Source organism: Oceanobacillus sp. FSL W7-1293 (assembly GCF_037969815.1).
GTDB classification, from domain to species: Bacteria; Bacillota; Bacilli; order Bacillales; family Amphibacillaceae; genus Oceanobacillus; species Oceanobacillus oncorhynchi.
On sequence record NZ_CP150212.1, the window covers coordinates 4,660,175 to 4,680,512 of the forward strand.

The window sequence follows — 20,338 nt, forward strand, 5'->3', positions numbered from 1 at the left end:
TAAGCTCAAAATGGTTTATCATTACTTATATAAAGGTCCATAAGTTTGACAAGCGCGATAATCGGCTCCCGTAAAGTCTCCACTCCCAAACGCACCCCAAACACTAGGGCGGAAAATACGACTTTCATCTACATTATGCATCGAAACCGGAATCCGAAGCATCGAAGCTAACGTAATGAAATCATCACCAATATGCCCATAACTTACCGCACAGTGATTGGAGCCCCAATTGTACATCACGGAATAAACATCCTTAAATGCGCCTTCTCCTGTCAGCTTCGGAACAAACCAAGTCGTCGGCCAGGTAGAATCTGTTCTTTTATCCAATGTATCATGCACATCTTGTTCCAGCTCTACACTATATCCTTCCGCAACTTGCAGAACAGGTCCAAGCCCATCAATGATATTGATTCGTGCAATTGTTACAGGCATGCCGCCTTTAGTTGTGTAATCCGTCGAAAAGCCCCCTCCTGGGAAGAAATCAACGGCTTGGCACCATTTTGTTGCATCCAGACATTTATTCACCTCTTCTTCTGAGATTTCCCAAAATGGTTTCATGGCAGGTGTACCATCTTTTTCTTGCTGTCCTGTTCCGTCCAAAGCTGCTGGTCCAGAGTTCAGCAAATGAATAATTCCATTTGATGCTGCTCCTGTTAATTCTTTACCCGTTACACGTTTAACAGCTTCGGGACTCCAATAGGTGCGAACATCCGCAAATATTTGTGCTGCGTTTGTCAGCATATGCCCAAACAGCATCGTAATTCCATTTAATGTATCATTTTCCGTTGCCACCATAAATGGCTCTCTTATTCCATTCCAATCGAAGGACGAATTTAAAATTGCCTCCATAAAGTCACCAGTTGGCATAAAATCTGTCCATGCCCGCTGTCCTTGGAAACCGGCAGCGATCGCATTATGCCCTAACGCTGCTTCTCCATAGCCCTTTTCGGCTAGTTTTGGATTGCCAATCATAAGGTCTCTTGCAATAAGTGCCATTTTGACAACGGTTTTCCAATCCTTCTCTTTTTGTTCTTCCGTTCGCTGCGCCTCTGGTAAATTCGTATTTTCTCCTTCTTGACAATTTTCCCGTACCCACGTATAAGCTAACTCAAATTCTTCTTCATCATAGATTTCATTTTGTAGTCTTCTTATGATTTCACTCATATCTACGTATTCATTTCGCATTCCTAGATATTTCTGGAAAAAGTCTTCGATGACGACACTGCTTGCTATCCCCATTGATACCGAACCGATGGAAAGATATGATTTATCCCGAATCGTTGTGACTGCAAGTGCAGCTTTGGAAAACTGTAATAATTTCGTTTGTACATCTTCAGGAACGGAAGAATCACTCATCTCTTGTACATCTCGGCCATAAATGTTGAATACTGGCAAGCCCTTTTGATTATGCGCAGAAGACGCAGCCGCTAAATAGACAGCTCCCGGTCTTTCCGTACCATTAAATCCCCATATTGCTTTAATCGTATGAGGGTCTTGATCCATTGTCTCTGTTGGATAACACCAGGAGGGAGAGACAGTAATCGTTACAGCAACTCCCTCTTTCTTAAACTTTTCTTGTGCTTGGGCTGCTTCCACAACACCGCCAATGGTCGTATCTGCAATGACACATTCTAGTGGAGAGCCATCTGGATAGCGTAACTGCTCCTTTAGCAGACTTGCCACACTTGTTGCCATTTTCATCGTAACCTCTTCTAAGGATTCTCGAATTCCTCCTTGCCGACCATCAATGACAGGACGAATCCCGATTTTAGGAAATTCTCCAACCCACCTTTTTCCGGTGTTTTTAGAAAGATTGTCTTTGTTTGTTAACATGTTCATTCCTCCCGTTTTATTATTTGTTTTGATTTTTAACTACATCAAGATAAATACCCATTTTGATTAAATTCGAATTTAACAGGATCTCCAACAACTTGAATTCCTTCTAATTGTTCTATTTCTGGTAATAATGCTCTTGAAACAAAAAACGTTTCTAACGATAATGTATTTTTAATTCGAACTACTTTTAATTTTTCTAAATTAGGTTGATTACTAGTTTGACAAGCTATTTCTAAGGCTTGTTGATCCGACTCAGCAACCAAAGGGATTTTTACACCTCTTAAATCCGTTGAGGTAATACAATTTAAGTACATGCTGGTAAAATCGATTTTCTGTAAGCATTTTTGCGTTGTAATATCTGCCAAACCAATTCCCGTTGCATTCCCATACGATTCAGCAGTAATATCACCTACAATAATTTTATTTATTTTAGGCTCTACAATCCCTACTTTTCTCCCTACAATATTTGTATCTAAACCTGATCCACTAATGTTTTTACCTATTTCATCAATATATAGAACATCCAAATCAGCAAACGGAAGAGAAGGCATAAACTCTTTTGCTTTTTTACACAATAAGGGCTCCCTTTCAGAAATCTCTTCTGCCGGTAATATCTCAACATCTACTACATCATGATAGGCATTTTCTAATATAGCTGCTCCTAAGGCTATTGGAGTGTTTTCAATCAATAACTGTGCTGCTTCAGGAATCACTTCATGGAAATTATCGAAGCCCAGTTGATGCAATAACGAAGCTCCTTTATGTTTTCCGAGACCTATAGTAACCATTTTCGACAAGCCGCTTTCAACTGGACCATTAAAATCAGTATGTGCTTTAATCCTGTTTATCACAACGATCGCATCAGCTCTATAAGCATGTTTATCAAAATGCAAAGTAACATCTTTTTTATATTTACAAACTCCTACTGTTTCCATTGAAGAAACAACTGGCACACCCATTGTTCGTTCACATATTCCGAAGCTTTCAAGAACACGTGCCTGCCCTTCAGCTGTTGCACCACCATGGCTCCCCATTGCTGGAACAATGAATGGTTTTCCACCAACTTTTATTATTTCTTCAATCACAACCGATACAATCTTTTTTAGTTGAGCAATACCTCTGCTTCCAACAGCAATAGCCACAGAAGAACCTAATTTTACTTTTGATTGAATCAACTCTTCTTCAAATTGAGTTTGAATCCTTTCCTCTATATTCTTTAACTTATAGCTTTTAAATAATTGAGTAACTGGATACATTTCAGACAATGCTACCTTTTTTACATTAAGTTGAGTTTCCAAATTATTAAACATTTGAGTCCTCCAAAATAGCATATTTTCTTAAGCGCTATATTTAAAAATGAAAAGACCGTAAGCACTTCTAATTATGTGTAGCACTGCTCCAGTCTTATTATTTCATTAAATTCCCGTTTCCCACTATTACCGAAGCTTCGTCTGAATGATTTGCTAAATAAATTTTTTTTACTCAGATTGTTGCTCAGAAAGAAAACTGTTGACTTCTTCTTTTGTTGGCATTCCTAACTGAGCTCCTCTCTTTAATACAGATAGCGCAGCAGCAGCATTACTAAATCGACATGCCTCTTCAATATTATTAGTCTTAGTCATCATATAAGTGAATGCACTATTAAAGGTGTCACCTGCACCTGTTGTATCGATTGGCTTAACTGTAAATGCAGATACTATTTGCGGCTTTTCATTCTCAAAAAAAACAGCTCCAACTTCTCCTTTAGTTATAATTAATTTAGATTGATAGTCATTTTCAAAAGATCTTTTATATCCTTTAATGAGCTCATATTCATGTTGATTTGGAGTTAAATATGTTACTTTATCTAAAAGAGAATCTGACAGTTTTTCAAATGGAGCTGGATTTAACACGATTGGAATACCATGCTTCTCACAAATCATAGCCGCTTCTTCAACGGTACTTATCGGAACCTCAAATTGTGTTAATACAATATCGCTTTGTTTAATAATTTTCTCATATTCACGAATATAAGCTGGCGTAACCTTTTCATTGGCTCCAGAGACAACTGCAATACTATTGTCATTTTCAGCTATCGTAATCACTGCTACACCAGTAGAAATTCCCGCTGTTACTCCTACTGCTTCCACCTGAACATTTTCTTTCTCCAGATTGCTTTTCAATTCATGCCCAAAAGCATCATCGCCTACCATGCCAATCATATTTACAGTTGCTCCTAATCTGGCTAAGGCTATCGCTTGATTCGCCCCTTTACCTCCAGGCAAGGTATCAAATGATTCCCCTTTAACCGTTTCACCACGATTCGGTTTTCTGTCAACCGAAACAACTAAATCCATATTAATACTTCCAATTACAGTAATAATTGGTTCTCGTCTCACGCTACTCACTCCTCATATCTATTCTTTAATGAGCCTCAATAAGTATATTAATTTAATAGATTATCAGGTGTTGTCTCTTGAAAAACACTTATAATAGCTTGAGCCGTCATTAAGCCTACGGAATGATATACTTCATAAGATTCTGCAGCTGTGTGTGGCGTAGTGATAATATTATCGAAATGAAACAGTGGATTATCACGAGTGATTGGTTCTTTTTCATAAACATCAATTGCTGCAGCCCCTAATTTTCCTGTTTCCAGTGCTTCATACAACGCTTTTTCATCTACAAGGGCACCCCGAGATGTATTAACAAAATAGGAGCCTTGCTTCATTTGATTGAATCTTTCCTTATTCATAAAATGTTGTGTCTCTGGCAAGTTCGGAAGATGCATACTAACAATATCACTGGCTTGTAATATTTCCTCATATGAAGTAAAGTGAACATCATATCTAGCAGCAATCTCTTTATTAGGGAACTTATCATAGGCCAATAATTCCGCATCAAAGCCATATAATTTTTTTGCTACACTTTGCGCAATGTTTCCAAACCCTAGTAAACCAACTTTTTTACCTTTTAATTCTGTACCTACAAAACGCTCCCAATGCCCTTGTCTGGTCGAGGCGTGTAAATTTACAGTATTACGTAAACTATTTAAAATAAGATTTACCGTTAATTCCGCAACCGCATTCGAGTTAAGTCTCGGTGCATTCGTAACCTGAATTCCATACTCTTTTGCCTGGTCCAAATTGATATTATCAACACCTACTCCAAACCTTGAAATAACTTTCAAGTTAGGCGCAAACTTAAATATAGACTCGTCCCATGTATCAACTCCTGCCACAACTGCATCGATATCACCAATAATTTCTTTTAACTCACCAAATTTCATCGGTCTGTCATGCGGGTTTTCAATAATTTCAAAATTATTTTTTTCTAATAATTGTTTGGCTTCTGCACACAATTGAGAATAATTGGTAGCAGTAACTAAAACTTTTTTTTGCTGACTCATCTTAATTTCCTCCAAATTCATTTTCAGGGTAGAAATACGTTAATCTGAGGCAAGAATGTAACAACCATTAAAGCTAACACCATTAATACGAACATTGGAGCGGCAGCTTTACTCACCTCCCATATTGAAAGCCTAGAGATACCTACTCCTACAAATAATGTTCCGCCAATTGGAGGGGTTATCAAAGCGATAGCTAAATTCACAACCATGATAATGCCAAAATGAACTGGATCTACTCCAATCTCTACAGCAACTGGTAAAAGGATAGGCGTCAATATAATGATGGAAGCAATAACATCCATGAATGTGCCTATAAATAATAGAAATAAATTAATGATTATTAAAAGGATAATAGGATTATCAGAAATACTAGTAATCGCATTTGCCACCATAGTTGGAATACTTTCTATCGATAATATCCTTCCGAAAAATGTCGCTGTTCCCGTAATGATTAAAATAATCGCTGTTGTTAACGCTGAATTGCTGAATACACTAAATAAGTCTTTAAGTTTCAACTCTTTATATACGAAAACGCCAACAATTAAACCATAAACGGTTGCTACAACTGCAGCCTCAGTCGGTGTAAAAATCCCGCCATAGATACCACCAAGAATAATAACCGGCATTGCTAATGACCAAGAAGCACCAATGAATTCCTTACCGACATATTTCCAAGAAAACTTTTGGTTATCTTTCTGATATCCGTGTATTTTCGCGTAAAAATAACTATAAAATATAAGTAAAGCTCCTACTAACAAACCTGGAATAATACCAGATAAGAATAAACTTCCAATAGAAGCAGATGCCGAAATCCCATAAATAACCATGGGTATACTTGGCGGTATGATAACGCCTATTGTACCTGCACAAACAATCAATGCAGTTGCAAATTTTTTATCATAACCTTGTTGAACCATTAACGGAATAACCATACCGCCAATTGCCGCTACGGTTGCAGGACCAGAACCAGAAATAGCTGCAAAAAATATACAGGTTATAACAGTTGCTATAGCCAGCCCACCTGTGATGTTTCCGACAAAAATTTTCGCGAAACCAAATAAGCGTTTTGAAATACCGCCTCGTCCCATGACTTCTCCAGCAAGAATGTAAAACGGAATAGCCATTAAGGGAAAGGAATCGGCAGATGTGACTAATCCTTGCACTAAATATTCTGGTGAAACTGCTCCACTGTAAAAAATAGTTACCAGACAAGCCAAGCCTAGAGCAAAACCGATTGGAACTCTCACAATCATAAATAATATAAATGAGCCAAACAAAATTAATGTCATCACAAGCTGCTCCCCCCTTCTATGTCCTCTTCTTTTAGTTTGAGTGTCCCCCAATTTTTTACAATATAAAAAGTATTTTGTAATAACCTTATTAAAGTTAAAACCATTCCTATAGGTACGGATAGATACACATATACCATGTCAATGCGCATCGCAGCACTAGTTTGCCCATAAGTCATTAATTGTTCGATTAAAAAATAACTATAGTAAATCACAAATAATGCAAAGATACCAACTAAAATATTGGAAATTAATAAGAATATCTTCTTAACTAAATCTGGAACTAAATCATATACAATATCCAAAGTAATATGTCTAGATTTTTTTACAGCATAGGCAATTCCAATATAAATAAGCCATATAAAACAATACCTTGCAAGTTCTTCCGACCATGCTAGCGAATTGTTCAAAAAATATCGCATAAACATTTGTAAACTAATTGCGGATAGAGATATAACTAGAAGCATAACTACAATCCACTCTTCTATATGTTCATTCAATTTTCGTATGATGTTCATATTAATACCTCCTAGAGGTCCTTAAAATTATAATCGTTTATAATATCCCACTTGCTCAGAATAATTTTCTAAACAAATTCTGCTATTGAAAACAAGTGCATGTTTAAAAATAAGCTGGTGTTTTTCTTATATTAATAACTTCTAAAGCCGGTTTTTCTTCCTGAGCTAGTTGGGATAATTATTTCACAGTTTAAATAACGTTTCTGTATTAATCTTTTACTTACGAGTATTAAGGAACGTTTCTACAACATCTTCGCCAATTTCATCTTTAAACATTTCATAAACAGGCTCCGTCAGCTCCTGCATTTCTTGCAGTTGTTCATCAGAAAATTCATATATCTCCATTCCTTCATCAATTAATGCTTCTTTTGCCTCGATTTCTTCTTCTTGTGCCAATTCACGGTTATATTCAGTAGCTGCAACAATTGCATTAGAAATAACTTCTTGCAGATCACTTGGTAATTCGTCATAGAAATCTTTATTTGTAATCATTACATTGGGAGCATAAACGTGTTTTGTTTCTGTTAGGTAGTTTTGAACTTCAAAGAATTTATTAGCATAAATTAAACCATATGGATTTTCCTGCCCATCTATTGTTCCTTGCTGTAAAGCCGTATATAATTCACCTAATGCCATTGGTGTTGGGTTGGCACCCAGTAATTTCCATGCTTCGATGTGTGTTTGATTTTCCATTGTTCTTAAAGATAAACCTTGTATATCTTCAATTGATTCAACAGGTTGTACATTGTTTGTCAGGTTTCTGAATCCGTTTTCAAAATAACCCAATCCCTTAAAACCATGTTCTTCTAAGTTATCCAAAATCATTTGTCCAGGTTCTCCATCTAAAGCTTCATATGCTGTCTCGCGGTCAGTAAACAAATATGGCATATCCAGAATAACAACTGAACTATCAAAACCGCCTAATGCTGCCGGTGAAGGTCCAGCTAAATGAACTTGTCCCATTTGCATTGCCTCGATAATTTCCCTGTCTTCTCCTAATTCTCCTGCAATATTCAATTCAACTTGTAATCTGCCATCAGACTTTTCTTCAAGTTCCTCTTTTAAAAAATTATATGTTTTTGTGAGTGAATGGTCAGGGCCAACTGAGCCACCGGCAATTCTAAATGTTATTGGATCGTCTTCACTATTTGCTGATTCACTATTTGCATTTGATGAATCATTATTTCCACACGCAGCAATAATTGATAATAATAAGATTAATGTCACTCCTAATAATAGTTTTTTCACAATTAAAACCTCTTTTCTTTTATTTTTTAACTATTGACACTTAGTTCTTTATCTAAATCCTGTAAAGCTGCTTTTAATTTCTCAATTTCATCTAACTCTATATCTAGATGTGGCTTTTTCATTACTCCAACATCCAAACCTCGTATTTTTAATGCTTCTTTAAAGTAAGACATATTACTTCCATTTTTTAGTATATTACAATATTTAGTAGCTATCTTCTGATATTTTCTAGCTTTTTCCATATCCCCTTCTTGATATGCATTATAAATGGCTACAAAGGGTTCAGGATAAACTCCAGAAACTCCTGATACTGTACCAGTACAGCCTAATGCTAAAGCAGGTAAAAATAGATGATCTGGTCCGAATACAACATCAAAATTATCATTATTAACGTTTAAATATTGACTTGTTAAAGTAAAATCAGGATAACTAAACTTAATACCAATAATATTTTTACACTGAGCAACAATCCTTCTTGTTACTTCGATTCCCAGTTCATTGGATGCACATTGCGGAATACTGTATAGATAAATAGGGAAATTTTCTGGCAAACTATTAGCAATACGCACATAAAAATTCTCCATTTCTCTATCATTCACACCGAAATAAATAGGTGTAACAACCCCAATACCATCAGCACCAATCTCGTGTGCATGCCATGCTAGTTCCAAAATGTTTTCAACATGAACATCACCTACATGAATATACACAGTTACTCTATTATTAGCTGTTTTAACGACCGTTTCAGCGATTGCTTTTCTCTCTTCAACGGTTAATTTAATCATTTCCCCAGTTGTCCCTAACGGGTATAAACAATGTACACCTTTTTCAATTAGATATTCTGTTAATTGAGCTACTTTCTCTAGATTAACTCTCCCATTTTCATCAAATGGAGTTACCATTGCTGTTGTTACACCATATAATTTTTTCATTTACAATCTCCTTCTATTCCCATTATTCTTAAAGCGCTTTCTATTTATCTTGTAGTAAAATCACCTCCTTAAATTATTTAGCATTTTTGCTAAAACGTTTTAGCAAAAGGTAAAAAAATAATTGCTAAAACGTTATAGCTAGTAAAAAGGTAGTCAGTTATTAACTGACTTATAGATTAACAGCTTTGCCGTTCAATAATCTCTGTTTTAAATTGCAAAGAAACAGGAGATTCAATTTGATGATTTATGGTATCCATGAGCTGATGAACACAAGCTATCGCCATTTCTTCTACAGGTAGATGAACTGTCGTTAATGAAGGATATGTATAAGGTGCTTGTTCATTATTATCATGTCCAATAATTTCTATATCCTCTGGAACACGTAACCCAAACTCGTTACAAGCAGACAAAGCGCCTATTGCCATAGGGTCACTTAAGAAGAAAAGAGCAGTCGGCAATTCACCTGATTGTTTTATTAATTCTCGCATCGTTTTATAGCCGCCATCTTCGGAAAAATCTCCTGACAACGTATGCGTGTTCTTTAAGTTATATTCTGTTATACCGTTTAAAAAACCTTCTTGGCGCAACTCAATAGCTTGTGAAGAAATATTAGGAATAACAATACCTACTTCTTTATGGCCTTTATCAGCTAGATAGCTTGCTACCATATTTCCTGTCAGCTTTCCGTCAACTGTAACAGAACTATACTTTTTAGTTTCACGTAAATATACCACCAGAGGAACCTTCAGTTTATTATTTTCTAGAAAATCCATATCCTCATTCGAAGCATTTGTTATAATAGCTCCATTAAACCTTGTACCTGTATATAAGCTGTCTACTTCATGCAGTTTTCCATTTTCATAAGGTTGAATTAAAAGTTCAAATAATCCATCTCTGTATAAAGATAAGTTCTGTATCCCTTGTAAAAAACGACTGACTAAAGAAGCTCTGGCATCTAAGGTCCACAAGAGAGTAATTATTGGTATGTTTTTCTCACCCTCGTTCCTAAGTCTTCTTGCTGATATACTTGGAAGATACCCCATCTCTCTTGCTACCTCTAATACTCTTTTTTGCGTGGAAGCTGAGATTCTCATTTTATCTGCTTTTCCATTTAAGATAAAAGAGACAGTTCCTGATGAAACTCCTGCTTTTTCCGCGATTTCTCGAATTGTAGCCATTCTTGTCTCCCTAAATTACTTAATGTTTGCTAAAACGTTATAGCATGTTATTATAATAGAACGTTTTCATTTGTTTGTCAATGAGTTATTTTTAATTTTATTTAGAGCACATAACTATATAAGTTGAATTAATAAATCTATCTTTTGTGCGTAACATAATAAATCATTTATTTTATGATTAAACACTATCGCTATCGGAAAAATAATACGCAGACTCCTATGGAAAAATGTAATTGTCTTCGTGGAGACAATCAATCGCTGTCTTAGTAAGAAGGCGCTCGTAGAAAAAGGGAACTTTTTCGAGGAGACTGAGCTCAAGCTTATGAAAAGCATATTGTTTTTCTGGAGCGAATGCTAGATGACAAAACCTCTATTTCAACTTATATAGCAATGTAATAAAAATCTATTTGACAAACTGTTCATAAACTTTTCCTGCTTGAAAAAGAATATCCTCTCTATAATAGCCCGCAATCATCTGAAATCCCACTGACAAACCATCTTCTTTCATTCCAGACGGCAGCGTCAATGCAGGATGTCCCGTAAAATTAAACGGCGAAGTATACCGAACCATAAAATCTCCAATGTTTTCATCTTCCCCCCCTTTAAACACTATTTCTTCATCAATATACGGAGGTAAAATTGGCATTGTCGGGGTTATCATAATATCAACTTCCTTTAGAACGCTCTCCATTTTTCTCTTCCATTCTTTCCTTGTCTTTAGGGCATTTAGATAGTCGATTGCAAGAATCTCATTTCCTCTTTTAAAAGTTTGTATCAGCTCTTCACTGTACTGATCTTTATAAATTTTATATTTATCATTATGTATAACCGTCATTTCCGAGGTTCCTATTGTTCTGGACAACCTTACCATATCATCATTCAGAAAGGATACATCAACCTTTTTAATCTGTGCCCCCAACTGTTTCAAATTCTTTATGACCAATTCTATCATCGAATCCGTAAATCTATCATTATATTCATTAAAATAAACGTTAGGAAGCCCAATTTTTATATTTTTTAGTCCGTTTTCATAATCAAATGGGCGATATTTTGTATCAATCGTATTTTCTATTAGGTATTTTGCATCTTCTATATTGTTCGCAATGGCTCCAATATGATCTAATGTCCAAGAAAGAGCTGTAACACCCTTCATTGCTATTAAACCAGAGGTAGGTTTGATTCCTACAACTCCACAACATGCTGCTGGTATCCGTACTGAACCAGAGGTATCTGTCCCAATAGATCCAACACATAAACCTGCAGCTACCGATACAGCAGACCCGCTGCTGGATCCCCCTGCAATTCTTTTTTTATTTAAAGGATTAAGCACATCCCCAAAGTGTTTATTTTTAGAAGTGACATCTGCTGCATATTCAGACATGTTATTTTTCCCTAATGTAATACAACCCGTCGCTTCCAATGTATCTACTATCTCAGCATTGCTTTTAGCAATATTTGTAGCGTCAATTTTTGAGCCATTTGTTGTAGGAAACTCCAAAATATCGATTGCGTCTTTAAATGAAATAGGAATACCGTACAAACGCATTTTTTCCTTATTTGCCTGAAGAGCTTCTATTTTATTAGCCTGTTCAAGCGCTCTTTCTTCCATTAGAGTAATATAAGAATGAAGGTTTGAATCCTTTTCTTTAATTTTTTGTATGTATTCCTTGATAACTTCAACAGGAGTATATTTACGCTTTTGATATCCATCTAACAGGTCGTTTATCGTAAATCCCATAGAAAATCCCTCTTTTCCGAAACACAAATATTTTACATTATTAATCGTTCATTTGTATCTCCCATAAAACAAGAAAAAGCACATCTCCTAATTATTAATTACTTTTGTAAATGAAGTTAGAAACATTCGCTTTAAGTGGAGATGTACTTCCCATTTAATATATTCACTTAGTTTTTAGAATTGGATGCTACTTCTTTCAAAGCTTCCATTATTACCTTATTTATCACAACAGCAACATAGCTGGCGCCTTGATCAAAAGCTTTTGCTGCTGAAGTCGAGTCAGATGCTACCAATCCCATTTTTATATCATGTCGTTTTGCTTTTTCAAACATACTCGATATGACGTTCTGTACCTCTGGATGATTAGGATTGTCATAGCCTAAATTTACAGCTAAATCTGTTGAACCTATAAAAGCTACATCAATTTCATTTATAGTGATGATTTCTTCAAAGTTTTCTACAGCTTCTTTTGTTTCAATGTGTACAGAAATAAGATTATTCTTGTTTGCCTGATCTAAATAATCCCTTCCATTCAGTACTCCATATTGCGCTGCTGGAATTGAATAGGCAACGCCACGCATTCCAATTGGCGGGTATTTCGCTTTAGAAACAACTTCTTTCGCCTGGTCCAAATTACTAATCATCGGCACTTGGATACCTTCTGCACCATTATCCAAAGCTTTTTGTATAGATGATGGGTCATAGGAGGTACGTACAACCGGTGACATATTGGCTTGTTTTGCAGTTCGTATCATCTCTGTAATTTCGGATTGACTGAATGCTCCATGTTCATTATCAATAACAACAAAGTCATATCCATTAAATCCAAGCATTTCAACAAGTGAAGGATTATATGAATTTACAAATCCACCTAATGCTTTTTCATTATTAAAAATTTTTTCTTTCACGTTTTTTGTCATACAGTTCAAATACTCCCTTTAAGCTAATTTTTCAGTAACCAAACTTTTAATTTACGAGAAACTTCCAACGGATTATCTAAGCTGCTGAGGTGTCCCGCATTTTTAATCACCATCAAATCAGAGTTTGGAATTTGCTGGACTATCTCATTACTCATTGCAACGGGGCAGACACTGTCCTCTTCTCCAACCATTACGCTTACGAAGCATGAGATTGTTGGCAATACTTCAAATGCATCAGGTCGATACATCAATGCGGTCATTTGTCTTTCCATTGCCTCTGCTCCAACTTCTTCAGCCATATCAATTACCTTCTGAACAAGCGATGTATCCTGGTTAGCTCGCCGTATTAAACCCGGCATTAAGTAGTCCTTTGTTATACTTGTAAAATTACCTTCTTTACTAATTTGTATAAATTTAAGCCAAGTTTCAATTTGAACATCTGTTGGAGACCTGGGATTGGTATCAAGTAAAGCCAGCCGCATGACACGCTCTGGTGCTTGTCTCATAATTTCAATTGCAACCATTCCGCCCAGTGATAAGCCTGCAAGTGCAAAGCGTTCAGGTGCTTTATCCAACACATTAGATGCCATACCTTCAATTGTATTATTTTGTGTTAAATCTCCAACTGTAATAGATGCTATATCTGCTAAATACGATATCTGATGCTCCCATAATTTTTCATTACAAAGTGTTCCGGGAAGTAATAGAAGCGGAATTTTATTGTTTCGTTCTAAATAATCCTCTTGTTTCAAGGATATGTCCCCCTCTATAAAAATTTTTTGATTGTATCTGCCTGACCGGCACAGATAAAAGCTACGGCTGGCAGGTCAGGCAGTCATCCATCCAAAACTAGAAGTTGTGCTTTCGTTTACTTCTGGCCCATTTTCAACTTTTTTGCCATTTCTTTTTCAAGCTGGCTAAAGTTTTCTGGTGGTATCATTTTACCCTTATCGTCTACACGGAAATTATATTCTTCCCCTTTTTTCACTACCTTTGGATCCCAGATTGGATCGGGACGGTCGAAAACTTCATGTTGTTCCAATATAGAAAATAACCACGAATCTTCCTCTGCAATATTCTCAAAACCTCTATACATGTAAGGAGGTAAAGAAATCATATCCCATGGTTTTAAAATCGTTTCTCCTTCAATCTCATCTGCGCTGTTCCCCCAATAAAAGCGCCATTCTCCTGTTAATACAAAAAATGTTTCGATATATTCGTGCGTATGATAAGCTGGTCCATTTCCTTTAGGCGCCTTTACCATACCAATTTGAAAGCCGTGCGGCTCAGTAATGACTGGATTATAATTCTCATTTTCACTTGCGGTGTCACCAATCAAAGCATAATTAAGCCGGTTATGCCCTGGAATAATACTATCAATAAACATTAGCGGAATGGCTTTATCCTTTATTTCATCAAAACGTACAACCCAATCCCTTTCGATAATTTCTTTTGTGAAATTTGTTTTTTCTGAATTCATTTATTTTTCCTCCTTGGTATCTGTATAATGAAATGAATTATTTCTCTTCCATGCAAATTTAATTTGATTTTCTTTTAAATGCGGATAAATGATGCCCTTCTAGTCCTTCTATTTCAGACTGTCTACTTGAATGTGTCGCTAAATAATCAACTCCTGCTCCGGTTATTTCTTGAAAAGTAGCCACTTTCACATAACTGCCTACCCATAAACCACCTGTGTATCGCCCCCCTCTATTAGTGGGTAATGTATGGTTTGTCCCCGAAACTTTATCAGAGAATACAACAGAACTATTCGCACCGATAAACAAAGAACCATAATTATATATTTGATCTATAATATCTTTACTATTTTTCAAATGTAAATGGAGGTGTTCCCCTGCAATTTTATTACACACACTGATTCCTTCCTCAACCGATTCCACCACAATAATTTCTCCCAATCGCTCCCATGAGTCGTGTGCGGGAGAATTTTCGTTAAATGTCTCTAAAAGCAGGTTTACCTCTTCCAGCGTTTTGTCAGCCATTTTTTTTGAGGTGCTGATTAAAATAGCCCTCGCATTAGGATCATGCTCAGCTTGCGCTAATAAATCAGCAGCCACTAGTTCCGGGTTGGTGGACTCATCAGCAAAAACTACTACTTCACTAGGACCTGCAACCAAGTCTATTCCCACTTCTCCAAACACCTGTCTCTTTGCTTCAGCTACAAACCGGTTTCCTGGCCCAGATATCACATCAACCTGTGGAAGAGTTTCCGTTCCATATGCCATCGCTCCTATAGCTTGGGCACCACCAATCGCATAGATTTCACTAACTCCAGATTTTTTCAATCCGTATATAACAGCTGGATGAATACTGCCATTATAGTTAGCTGGGCTACAAGCAATTATCTTCTTTACTCCGGCAACTTTAGCAGGAGCAGCAACCATTGGCCCGCTTGAAAGTAGTGGGTAGCGCCCTCCTGGCACGTAGGTTCCTACTGTTTCCACTGGGATTACTTTGTGCCCCAAACGAATTCCATCTCCAAATTCCTTGTCCAATGGTAGTAGGCAATCCAACTGTGCTTGAGCAAATTCAGAAACGCGCTTTACGACATTGTCTATTAAATGTTTTTCTTCATCTGTTAATTCTCTAATTGCAATTTCTATTTCTTCTTCACTCAGACGAATCGAAGTCCTTTCCGACTTACCAAACTTTTTCTCATATTCCTTTACTGCTTCGTCACCATGTGATCGGATGTTCTTTAATATATCTTTTACAGTTTGTTCGGTTTCCTCTGATGTTGCTGCTTTTTCATAAGACGACTTTTTAATGAATTCCAAAACAATTCCCCTTTCAATCTTTTTAAGGCAATATATGTTAGTCACCTAGCAGTTTATTTAATTGCTCCTGCACTCATTCCTTTTACAAATTGTTTACGCACAATAAGCATAAAGATAATAGTAGGGATAACGTAAATTACCCCAGCTGCAGCCATCTCATTCCAAATAACTCCATTTTCTCCAACAAAATAGGATAGAGCTACAGGAAGTGTAACTGCTTCTTGGCTTGTAAGAATTAGAGCAAACATAAACTCATTCCATACAACAACAAAACAGAATACAGTTGCTGTTATAATTCCTGGCTTAGCCATTGGCAAAACAATATTCCATATAATCCTTAATCTGCTTGCACCATCGATTGCTCCTGCTTCTTCCATATCTTTTGGAATACTATCCATAAAACCTTTAATCAGCCATATCGCATATGGGATGGTATGTCCTAAGTTTACAATGATAAGCGCCACTGTAGTATCCAATAATCCCCAATTTCTAAACGCAGAAAAGAATGGAATAACATTAACAATCAACGGAATAAATTGGGTTGCTAAGATAGCAAACATAAGCAGCGTTTTACCTGGTATTCTGTATCTTGATATACTGTATGCTGCTAAAATACTCACTGGTACGGTTATAATAAGCGTGAAAAATACGACGATTAAACTATTCATATAATAGTTTTCAAAATTATATGCTGAACTGAATAATCTACGGAAATTATCTAGTGTCGGCTCAAAAATAATACTAATGGAATAAACGTCTTCCCCGGATTTAAAGGCAGTTAATAAAATCCATAAAATTGGGAAAAAGAGAAAAATAACAACTAATAATACACCAATTAATTCTAGAACAGAATAAATAGTTTTTTTGCGTTTTATTGTATTCATTAGTTCCAATCATCTCCTTTTACCAATTTCCTCATGTAGATCAGCACAAATGCTACTGTTATAATAGCCAAGATATACCCTAGAGCTGCCCCGTATCCCATATCAAAATATCTAAAGGACGTGTTATATACCAAGAAGTTTAAAACTTCCGTTGAATTTCCTGGCCCTCCGCTAGTCAACGTAACTATCGGATCAAATTGTTTTAATGCAAACATCGTCATTAATATTGTTGCAATAAGAACAATTGGTTGAATCATCGGCAAGGTGATGCGAAAAAAAGTTTGAAAACCATTAGCACCGTCCATTTTTGCCGCTTCATATACTTCTTTTGGTAACCCCATTATTCCGCTTATAAACATTAAGGACATAAACGGAAGCCAGATCCATACTGCTATAGAAATAAGCGCAATCATTGCTGTTACAGCATTTCCCAACCAAACAACATCGGATAACGGAGGGATAAAGAAACCAATTATCGCTGCGAACACACCATAATCAGGATTTAACATAAACCTCCAGGAATAACCTACGAGAGCAGGGCTTAATGCAAATGGAATAATCAGTACTGCTCTCAAATAAGAAATGTAGGTTTTTTCTTTACTTAATAGAAGCGCAACTAAAATAGCGCAAACAATTGTCACTATTACAGTAGCAACTGTAAATATTAATGTTACCCATGCACTATTCCAAAAATTTGGGTCATTGAACGCTCTTACATAATTATCAAAACCGATAAAAGAACCAATTTCAAGACTTTCTGTCAGGTTCCACTCATGAAGACTTATCCAAAGTGACCTAGCTAATGGAAAAATAGTGATTGTAGCCATAATCAGTAATGCAGGAGCTAATAAAATGTATTTGAAAAATTTACTTTCCATTCTTACCCTCCCACTAATACACATTTTGTATTAAATACCTTTTTAATTTTTCGATATTATTCTTGTAATAGCAGCTCCACTTCTTCTGCTGCTGCGTCTAACTGGCTCTGTACATCCTCTCCAGTCGCCATATTGGATATTGCTCTGCTTAGAATATCTGATATTTGTGGCCATTCTGGTATAGTAGGAAACGTTTTCGCATTTTCAAAACTGTCTCCACCAATATTAAACAAATCGTCTCCAAGTTCATTTAATTCTTCGTCTCTAAGATTTTCCAACTGAACAATATCTGTAGAGAATTGATCCATTGGTACTTCTTCATTTAACGAATCCATAACAATACTTTTTTCATTTTCAGGATTACTGAGCCATTCCATGAATTCCCATGCAGCTTCTTTATTTTTTGAACTTTCCATCATCCCAAGCGGAAAAGTAGATACACTTGCAACTTGTTCACCATCTTCCCATGTTGGAATAGTGGTAAAGTTCACGTTTCCTCGTACTTCCTCTGCCGACGAGTCACTCGCATTAAAGTCAGAATAGACCCACCACCATCCTATCCACATTGCTGATCTTCCTTGCTTAAAATGAGTTCTAGACTCTTGTTCCGCAAAGGAAACAGATCCCTCTGGAGCAAAGCCTTCTCTTAGCAAATCTATATATTTTTCTGTTGCTTCAACACCTTCAGAGCTATTAAAAACAGGAGTATTATTTTCGTCTAGGATTTCAGCTCCATTTCCCCATAGATAACTTGCCCATATCGCAAGGTTCTGCCCATTATTTCCCGCTTGATAGTACGGTGTTATAGCAGATTTATCTGTTTCTGAAGTGATTGTTTCGCTAACGTTTTCAAGTTCTTCCCATGTAGTTGGGGGTTCAATACCCAAATCCTCGAAAACATCTTCTCTATAGAACAATACTTGTGCATTAGCACGTAGAGGCAAACTATAGATTTCACCATCATAAGTTGATAATTCTACAATTGATTCTGGGAAACGCTCAAAAAAATCTTCATCCGCATATCCACTTAACGGCTCTAAAAATTGTGAAATAGAAGGTCCCATCACGTCCAAATGAGTAACTAAATCAAAAGATGCGTCTCCAGAGATTCCTTCAGCTGTTATTCTATCTAACAAATTATCATATGGAATCCCTATAAACTCGACTTCAATACCTGTTTCTTCTGTAAACTGTTCGCTGCGTGCCTCCCAAGCATTAAACTGACCAATATTACCTTCTGTAACAGCAACTGTTACAGTCTGGTCTTCTAAATCTTCACTGCTATTATTATTACAGGCAGTCAATAGAACAACGAATACTAGCAGCATGATGAATAAAATATTCTTTTTCAAACGAATCACCTCATATGTTTAATTGTGAGCCCTACTAGCTTTAAATCATATATGAAACGTTAATTACTTAAGATACACCTGTGAAGTTCCCATCGTCATATCCATTGTCTTCACTATCATTTTCAGGATCATTTTCGCTTTCTGTATAAATTTGACGAAGTACTTCCATTCCGTCAAAGAGCATCCACTCTTCTTGGATTTTTTCATTTCTTACTTTAAAATGGTTCATTCCATGGATTTCAATAGGTTTTCCACTTGGATTGCCAAAATACCCAATACCACTATGCAGACCTTGTATTCTCCAACGAACTGCAACATCCCAGTCCTTTTCATTATCTCTTTTATTACAAGTTACGCGTTCTAAAATAACTTTTGAGTTCGGAACGGAAGCAAACAGATTAATAAACATTCCCTGTATCTCACTATGACCAATCATATCTCTATTACATACATAATGAATAACAGCATTTTCATCATAAAAATCCTTGACTTTATTAATAGAGCGTCTGTCCCACACTTGATTAAAGAGCATTAACATAAAATCTCCAATTTCAAAGCCCTCGTATTTGGGTTTATAAGCTTGTGGCTGTAACCCTTCTTCTGCCGATTGCGCTATATTAAATTGAAGGGTTGGAGCTAATTTGCTCGTTTGTTTTGCAGTGCGTTTTGCAATTTCTACTGGATCAAATCCAAGCTGTTGTACCAGATGATAAGTGTCCATTACCAGCCATTCTTCATAGATTTTATTTTCATGTATTAAACAATCAGCTGTCGTTCGAAAGACTACTTTTTTTCCTGTTGCAGGACCGTATAAAGTATTACCTAAATTTGTTCCAATTGATCTTCCTCTATGCGAAGTAAAAAAACCTTCTTTATCATTTCCTGACCATACAACACTCCACCCTAATCCTGTACGATCCGGAAAAGATTGCAAAGTTTGCAGTGTTCCTGCAATAACTTCATTTACACCATGGCTATTGATAAGCCCTCGATGGATTTGGACACCATGGCTATACGTATCGTAAATTAGACCGATATCTTTTTCCTTCCAAATTTGTCGTGTTATCCGAATAATATAATCGATAATATTATGATAGTCTCCAAATCCCTGCATACTTTGTTTTTTAATATTTTTTACATCTATATTTAAATAGTCATCATCATCTTTGGAGTCCACCATATTTACTTCTGAACTATCTGCATAGTATACAAGCTTCGAAAGTTCATTTTGATGATTTTCTTTTTCAGCTTTACTTATATTGTTATCGGAATACCCCAAATGTTTTGTCGATTCTTCCTTTTCAGTAAAATTATTATTTTTTGTTTCCTTCATGTGAAATCTTCCTTTCTATAAATAAATTGGATAGTAGGTTCTTCAC

18 protein-coding genes are annotated in these 20,338 nt (G+C 36.2%); all 18 read right to left on the minus strand.

From position 1 onward, the window contains the following. Positions 1 to 21 precede the first annotated feature (21 nt). Entirely contained in the window at positions 22 to 1,833 is a 1,812-nt protein-coding gene (locus MKY65_RS22315) for an L-fucose isomerase (protein ID WP_339180919.1), read from the minus strand. A 44-nt stretch (positions 1,834 to 1,877) separates the two neighbouring features. Continuing rightward, positions 1,878 to 3,146 carry a lactate racemase domain-containing protein gene (locus MKY65_RS22320; protein ID WP_339180922.1) on the minus strand — a complete coding sequence of 423 codons (1,269 nt, stop codon included), beginning with the start codon at positions 3,144 to 3,146 and terminating at the stop codon, positions 1,878 to 1,880. Positions 3,147 to 3,314: 168 nt separating this feature from the next. Then, the gene (rbsK, locus tag MKY65_RS22325; protein ID WP_339180924.1) at positions 3,315 to 4,214 is read right to left on the minus strand and encodes a ribokinase; all 900 of its coding nucleotides are present in this window, start codon (positions 4,212 to 4,214) and stop codon (positions 3,315 to 3,317) included. A gap of 47 nt (positions 4,215 to 4,261) precedes the next feature. Next, positions 4,262 to 5,224: a phosphoglycerate dehydrogenase gene (locus MKY65_RS22330; RefSeq protein ID WP_339180927.1), complete on the minus strand. Its 963-nt coding sequence runs from the start codon at positions 5,222 to 5,224 to the stop codon at positions 4,262 to 4,264. Between the two features lie 23 nt (positions 5,225 to 5,247). Beyond that, positions 5,248 to 6,516: a TRAP transporter large permease gene (locus tag MKY65_RS22335; RefSeq protein WP_339180929.1), complete on the minus strand. Its 1,269-nt coding sequence runs from the start codon at positions 6,514 to 6,516 to the stop codon at positions 5,248 to 5,250. After that, complete coding sequence (locus MKY65_RS22340; RefSeq protein WP_339180931.1) at positions 6,513 to 7,031, minus strand: TRAP transporter small permease; 519 nt, start codon at positions 7,029 to 7,031, stop codon at positions 6,513 to 6,515. The genes MKY65_RS22335 and MKY65_RS22340 overlap by 4 nt, the downstream gene beginning before the upstream one ends. A 216-nt stretch (positions 7,032 to 7,247) precedes the next feature. Then, positions 7,248 to 8,279 (minus strand): TRAP transporter substrate-binding protein, encoded by a 1,032-nt coding sequence (locus MKY65_RS22345; RefSeq protein WP_339180933.1) that lies wholly within the window; start codon positions 8,277 to 8,279, stop codon positions 7,248 to 7,250. Positions 8,280 to 8,305: 26 nt separating this feature from the next. After that, positions 8,306 to 9,211, minus strand: coding sequence for a dihydrodipicolinate synthase family protein (locus MKY65_RS22350; protein WP_339180936.1), 906 nt, complete (start codon positions 9,209 to 9,211; stop codon positions 8,306 to 8,308). Positions 9,212 to 9,387: 176 nt separating this feature from the next. Beyond that, the gene (locus MKY65_RS22355) at positions 9,388 to 10,389 is read right to left on the minus strand and encodes a LacI family DNA-binding transcriptional regulator (protein WP_339180939.1); all 1,002 of its coding nucleotides are present in this window, start codon (positions 10,387 to 10,389) and stop codon (positions 9,388 to 9,390) included. Positions 10,390 to 10,792: 403 nt separating this feature from the next. Then, positions 10,793 to 12,127 (minus strand): amidase, encoded by a 1,335-nt coding sequence (locus MKY65_RS22360; RefSeq protein ID WP_339180942.1) that lies wholly within the window; start codon positions 12,125 to 12,127, stop codon positions 10,793 to 10,795. 167 nt (positions 12,128 to 12,294) lie between these two features. Further along, entirely contained in the window at positions 12,295 to 13,047 is a 753-nt protein-coding gene (locus tag MKY65_RS22365; protein WP_339180944.1) for an aldolase/citrate lyase family protein, read from the minus strand. A gap of 23 nt (positions 13,048 to 13,070) precedes the next feature. Next, complete coding sequence (locus tag MKY65_RS22370; protein WP_339180946.1) at positions 13,071 to 13,799, minus strand: alpha/beta hydrolase; 729 nt, start codon at positions 13,797 to 13,799, stop codon at positions 13,071 to 13,073. A 116-nt stretch (positions 13,800 to 13,915) separates the two neighbouring features. Next, on the minus strand, positions 13,916 to 14,527 hold the full coding sequence (locus MKY65_RS22375) for a cupin domain-containing protein (RefSeq protein WP_256705342.1): 612 nt from the start codon (positions 14,525 to 14,527) through the stop codon (positions 13,916 to 13,918). Positions 14,528 to 14,585: 58 nt separating this feature from the next. Then, complete coding sequence (hisD, locus tag MKY65_RS22380; protein ID WP_339180950.1) at positions 14,586 to 15,845, minus strand: histidinol dehydrogenase; 1,260 nt, start codon at positions 15,843 to 15,845, stop codon at positions 14,586 to 14,588. A 53-nt stretch (positions 15,846 to 15,898) separates the two neighbouring features. Continuing rightward, on the minus strand, positions 15,899 to 16,729 hold the full coding sequence (locus MKY65_RS22385) for a carbohydrate ABC transporter permease (RefSeq protein WP_256705345.1): 831 nt from the start codon (positions 16,727 to 16,729) through the stop codon (positions 15,899 to 15,901). Continuing rightward, entirely contained in the window at positions 16,729 to 17,607 is an 879-nt protein-coding gene (locus tag MKY65_RS22390; protein ID WP_256705346.1) for a sugar ABC transporter permease, read from the minus strand. Before MKY65_RS22390 ends, MKY65_RS22385 begins: the two co-directional genes overlap by 1 nt. 56 nt (positions 17,608 to 17,663) lie before the next feature. Continuing rightward, positions 17,664 to 18,959, minus strand: a complete 1,296-nt coding sequence (locus MKY65_RS22395) for a sugar ABC transporter substrate-binding protein (protein ID WP_339180956.1) — start codon at positions 18,957 to 18,959, stop codon at positions 17,664 to 17,666. A gap of 67 nt (positions 18,960 to 19,026) precedes the next feature. After that, positions 19,027 to 20,292, minus strand: a complete 1,266-nt coding sequence (locus MKY65_RS22400; RefSeq protein ID WP_339180957.1) for an ester cyclase — start codon at positions 20,290 to 20,292, stop codon at positions 19,027 to 19,029. Positions 20,293 to 20,338: the final 46 nt, after the last annotated feature.